Raw genomic sequence first — 5,240 nt, forward strand, 5'->3', positions numbered from 1 at the left:
AGAACTATTCAATGTGCGCCGGTTCGCCTTCCCTGGGCTCCTGCCGGACTTTTCTCCCGGTCATCAGATCGACAAGATCTGCGGCGAAGGCCAGGGCAAACAGTGTTGTTCCGAGGGCCATGCCCAGTTGCGGAATCCACAGCGGAGTGGCATCCAGACCGGTTGAAATGTCGTTGAAAGTCAGGGACTGCCGGACCAGACGGATCGAGAACCAGGCCAGCGCACCGGAAACCGCCAGCGCCAGCGCATGGCAAAACATGTCCAGCCAGCGGTGAGCGCGCGGTGACAGCCGATTGATCAGCAAAGTGACGCGAATATGCTCACCACGACGCAGGGTTGAGGCCATCGCCAGAAAGGCTGAAGCCGCCATGCAGTAACCCGCGTAGGCATCGGCGCCTTGCAGTTCGAGCGCCGGAATGTAGCGCCCGAAAATGCTCGAAAGAACGGCCAGCAACGTGCCGATCATGAACAGACCGGCAAGATACCCTGCTCCCTCGAACAGGCAATCAAGAAAGGAACGCATCAATACTCCCTGAAAAAACAGGGTGCCGGGGCAACCCTGGGTGGTACTGCTTTTTCCGTTTCTTTGAACAGTCCGGTTATTTGCGATACGCCTCAATGATGGCCTGGCCTTCGGCACCGGTCTGCGTCGTCCAGTCACCGATCATGGTCAAGCCGATTTTCCTGAAGTCGGCGCGCAATTGCTCGGAACCCTCCTCAACTTTCATGCCATTCTTGATCAGTTGCTCCTTGTACCAGGCGTTCTTCTCGGCGCTCGTTTTCCAGCCCCGCGCTTCGGCTGCAGCCGCTGCCTTGAGTACGGCGGCCTGTGTCGGCTTGTCGAGCGCGTCAAAGGCCTTCTGTGAAACGATGACCAGATTCTTCGGCAGCCAGGCGCTGACATCGTAGTAGTACTTGACCTGTTCCCAGACCTTGCTGTCGTAGCCGGTCGCAGCGGACGTCATGAAGGTGGTGACGGCGCCGGTGGCCAGTGCCTGGGTCAGTTCGGCGGCCTGGATGGTGACCGGCTGTGCGCCAACCAACTGGGCGATGCGGCTGGTGTTGGGGTTATAGGCTCTCCACTTGACGCCTTTCAAATCCGCCGCCGAATTGATCGGTTTGGCGCTGAAGATGCCTTGCGGAGGCCACGGCACATCGTACAGTACCTTGATTCCCTGTTTCGCCAGACGTGCTTCGGTGGCGGCTTTCGAGACCTTCCACAGTTTCTCGGCCCCGGGATAACTGGTGGCCAGGAAGGGAATCGAATCGACACCAAAAACCGGGTCTTCGTTGGAGTAGCTTGAAATGATGATCTCGCCGATATCGGCCTGGCCGCCCTGCACCGCGCGCTTGATTTCGTTGGCCTTGAACAGCGAGCCGCCGTCGTGCACCGTGATTTTCAGTTTGCCGCCGCTCGCCTGATCGACATCGGCGGCAAATTGCCGGATGTTCTCCGTGTGGAAATTGCTTCCCGGGTATCCGGTTGGCATGTCCCATTTCTGCTGGGCCTGCGCCCCGGAAGCGAATAACAGCATGGCCGAGGCGGTGCCGACGGCGACGAGCTTCTTCAACATAGAGTTCTCCTGAGGCGAATGAGGTTCAGCAAGCCACTGGCGAGCCGGGTGCGTGGTGTTACGAAATCACGAAATGATGAAACTTGAAAATAATGCAAGTCAAAAGGCAAGGTTTTCATCCTGACTACGAGCACACAACGTTAATAATACGTCGACGAATTGTCAATGTTATTTTGTATAATGCGGCTGTATCTCAATGGAAACCTCCTCATGACGACCAGACCAACTGCAAAAGCACTGGGTAAACCCGACAGACCAATGGACAGGACGCCGCACATTGTTTCCTCGTCGCATCTGATTTCGGCGAAATCGCCCGAACTGTCCGAGTTTGAATTCGGACTGATCATTGCCGGCCACGCCTTCAACCGCTGGCTGATTCGTTGCATGGGAGCGGCCGGGGTCAAGGACATGACACCGGTCGATGTTCTGGTTTTGCATCACATCAATCACCGGGGTTCGGAAAAACGACTGGCCGACGTCTGCTTTGTCCTCAACATCGAAGACACGCATGTCGTATCGTATTCAGTCAAGAAACTGGTGGGAATGAAACTGGTCATCAGCACAAAACGCGGCAAGGAAGTCTTTTTGTCATTAAGCGAGGACGGTGTTGCCCTGTGCGACCGCTACCGCGATATCCGTGAAGCCTGCCTGCTCCCCGGCTTCTCGGGTCAGAAAGAAGAGAATGAACATCTTGGCGAAATCGCCCGCCTGCTGCGTACCCTCTCCGGTCGCTATGACCAGGCGGCACGCGCCGCATCATCCTGTTAGTTAGCCTGAACCCGCTACAGCCAGCCTTGGGGGACTGGCACTGACCGTTAGCGGGCGCGATAGAGCAGGGACGGGTGCACGTCCCTCAGCACCTTCTGCATTCCCTTGCGGCTATTCAGATTGAGAATCACCGGTGAGCGGGTATTGGCCGCTATTTTTCCGCCTTCGGCCTCGTCGCGATAAACGATAACCACGACAGCGACGTCTTCAGCGCCGTGCAGGCCGATCAGCGCACAATCGGCATCCGACAGTTCGATCTGATACTCGATGTCGAGCGCTTCAGGTGCCACGATCGGGAACATGACCTCCGTATCATCGAGCGATTGCAGCCAGAAAACGGTGGCCTTGCCTTCCTCATGAAAAAGCTTGAAGCGCTTGCAGTCCTCGAAACCGGCAATTCCTTCGGGGAAGGTGAACAATGTCTCCGGATCAACCTGAACATTCTTCAAACCAAGGCGTTCGATATCAATTTTCATAAACTCTCCCCGACAGATGTGAACGCCAGATTGGCGTGGTCACATTTAACTCCAATCGAACAGGCCGTGCAAGACGATACCGGCATGCGATCAAGGCCAGTCGATTGTCGCCACTTGAGTTTTCCTCTGCGATTGCGCATAGTTCGCCCTTTTGAAAATTTGAACGCAGATGGCCTCCCTTGTTGAACAACGCATTACCCTGAAAATTGCCGATGAAATCGGTGCCCGTAGCGAGCAGGTCATCGCCGCCGTCACCCTGCTTGATGCAGGCGCAACGGTCCCCTTTATCGCCCGCTATCGCAAGGAAGTTACCGGCGGACTCGACGACATCCAGTTGCGCCTGCTCGACGAGCGTCTCATCTACCTGCGCGAACTCGAAGACCGCCGCGCCGCAATACTGTCCTCAATCGAGGGCCAGGGAAAACTCACCCCCGAACTGACAATTCAGATCGAAGCGGCTGCAAGCAAGCACAGCCTCGAAGACCTCTACCTGCCGTACAAGCCCAAGCGCCGCAGCAAGGCGCAGATCGCCCGCGAGGCTGGCCTGGCGCCGCTTGCCGAGGCATTGCTCAGCGACCCGACACTGACACCGGAAGCCGAAGCCGAGCGATTCATCAACGCCGAGGCTGGTTTTGCCGACATCAAGGCCGTTCTCGACGGCGCCCGCCAGATCCTCATGGAACAGTTTTCCGAGGACGCACAATTGCTGGGTAGTCTTCGCGAATACCTGGAAGTGCATGGTGTGGTGAGATCGATCGTGATCGAAGGCAAGGAAAGCGAAGGCGCCAAGTTCCGCGACTACTTCGACTATTCGGAGCCGATCCGCGCCATCACCTCACACCGCGTGCTGGCGCTGTTGCGCGGGCGCAACGAAGGCGTGCTGCAAATTGCCCTGCTGCTCGACAGCGAGCTGGAAAACTCCCCTCTGCCCACCGTAGGGGGGGCGGGAGCGCGGGCTGTCAATCCTTGTGAAGCGCGCATCGCCAAACGCTTCGCCATCGCCGACCAGGGGCGTGCGGCCGACAGGTGGCTGGCCGACAGCGTGCGCTGGACGTGGCGCATCAAGATTTTCCTGCGCCTCGAACTGGACCTGATGAGCGCCCTGCGCGAGCGTGCCGAAGAAGAAGCGATCCGCGTATTCGGTTCCAATCTGCATGATCTGCTGCTCGCCGCCCCGGCCGGGCAACGCGCCACCATGGGCCTCGACCCTGGCCTGCGTAGCGGGGTCAAGGTGGCTGTCGTCGATGCTACCGGCAAACTGCTCGACACGGCGACCATTTACCCGCACGAACCGCGCCGGGATTGGGACGGTGCTTTGCACATGCTGGCTGCGCTGGCAAAAAAGCACCAGGTCGACCTGATCAGCATCGGCAACGGCACGGCATCGCGCGAGACCGACAAATTAGCCGCTGAACTGATCGTGCGGGCTCCCGACTTGAGCATGACCCGGATCGTCGTCTCCGAAGCCGGCGCCTCGGTCTATTCGGCATCCGAATACGCTTCGCGCGAGTTTCCCGAGCTTGACGTCAGCTTGCGCGGCGCGGTTTCCATCGCCCGCCGCCTGCAGGACCCGCTCGCAGAACTGGTCAAGATCGATCCCAAATCGATCGGTGTCGGCCAGTACCAGCACGACGTCAGCCAGTCCCGGCTGGCGCGCGCGCTCGTCGCTGTTGTCGAAGACTGCGTAAATGCCGTCGGCGTTGATGTGAATACCGCTTCGGTGCCGCTGCTGACGCACGTCTCCGGGCTCAACAGCACGCTCGCCGCCAATATCGTCGCCTGGCGCGACCAGCATGGCGCGTTCCGCAACCGTCAGGCCCTGCGCGACGTGCCGCGCCTTGGCGACAAGACCTTTGAGCAGGCTGCCGGCTTCCTGCGCATCAACGGCAGCGACAATCCGCTCGACGCTTCATCGGTGCATCCGGAAGCCTATCCGCTAGTCGAACGCATCCTGGCCGACCTCAAAAAAGGAATCCGTGACGTGATCGGCGATCCGCGTCTGGTCAAATCGCTTGAGCCGGGCAAATATACCGACGAAAAATTCGGCCTGCCAACCGTCAAGGACATCCTCAAGGAACTCGAAAAACCAGGCCGCGACCCACGCCCGGAGTTCAAGACTGCCGTTTTCAGGGACGGCATCGGCGACATCAAGGACCTGCAAGCGGGAATGATTCTCGAAGGCACCGTTACCAATGTGGCGAACTTCGGCGCCTTTGTGGATATTGGCGTGCATCAGGATGGCCTGGTGCACATATCGGTACTCTCCAGCAAGTTCGTCAAGGACCCGCGCGAAGTGGTCAAGGCCGGCGACGTGGTCAAGGTCAAGGTGGTCGAAGTCGACTTGCCGCGCAAGCGCATAGCGCTCAGCATGCGCCTTGGCGACGACACCCCCGGCACGCCGAAAACAGACAGCGCGCCGATG

General features: G+C 58.8%; 5 protein-coding genes. 2 read left to right on the plus strand and 3 right to left on the minus strand.

What is annotated here, in order from left to right; all coding sequences use genetic code 11:
- Positions 1-4 precede the first annotated feature (4 nt).
- A complete protein-coding gene (locus tag JNM42_RS06060) occupies positions 5-523 on the minus strand; it encodes a TRAP transporter small permease (RefSeq protein WP_294267687.1) in 519 nt (172 codons plus the stop codon).
- 76 nt (positions 524-599) lie between these two features.
- The gene (locus tag JNM42_RS06065; RefSeq protein WP_294267689.1) at positions 600-1,574 is read right to left on the minus strand and encodes a TRAP transporter substrate-binding protein; all 975 of its coding nucleotides are present in this window, start codon (positions 1,572-1,574) and stop codon (positions 600-602) included.
- Positions 1,575-1,784: 210 nt separating this feature from the next.
- On the opposite strand from JNM42_RS06065, the gene JNM42_RS06070 reads away from it, so the two are divergent.
- The gene (locus JNM42_RS06070; RefSeq protein ID WP_294267691.1) at positions 1,785-2,342 is read left to right on the plus strand and encodes a winged helix DNA-binding protein; all 558 of its coding nucleotides are present in this window, start codon (positions 1,785-1,787) and stop codon (positions 2,340-2,342) included.
- Positions 2,343-2,389: 47 nt separating this feature from the next.
- On the opposite strand, the gene fliW is transcribed toward JNM42_RS06070, so the two are convergent.
- A complete protein-coding gene (fliW, locus tag JNM42_RS06075) occupies positions 2,390-2,818 on the minus strand; it encodes a flagellar assembly protein FliW (protein WP_294267692.1) in 429 nt (142 codons plus the stop codon).
- Between the two features lie 169 nt (positions 2,819-2,987).
- On the opposite strand from fliW, the gene JNM42_RS06080 reads away from it, so the two are divergent.
- A partial coding sequence (locus JNM42_RS06080; protein ID WP_294267694.1) for a Tex family protein occupies positions 2,988-5,240 on the plus strand: 2,253 nt, incomplete at its 3' end.

The sequence above is a fragment of the Propionivibrio sp. genome (assembly GCF_016790145.1).
Lineage (GTDB): Bacteria > Pseudomonadota > Gammaproteobacteria > Burkholderiales > Rhodocyclaceae > Propionivibrio.

Excerpts from the sequence above, each read along its gene's own strand:
- JNM42_RS06065 (WP_294267689.1), bottom strand. The coding sequence starts at position 1,574 with ATGTTGAAGAAGCTCGTCGCCGTCGGCACCGCCTCGGCCATGCTGTTA.
- JNM42_RS06070 (WP_294267691.1), top strand. The coding sequence starts at position 1,785 with ATGACGACCAGACCAACTGCAAAAGCACTGGGTAAACCCGACAGACCA.
- fliW (WP_294267692.1), bottom strand. The coding sequence starts at position 2,818 with ATGAAAATTGATATCGAACGCCTTGGTTTGAAGAATGTTCAGGTTGAT.
- JNM42_RS06060 (WP_294267687.1), bottom strand. The coding sequence starts at position 523 with ATGCGTTCCTTTCTTGATTGCCTGTTCGAGGGAGCAGGGTATCTTGCC.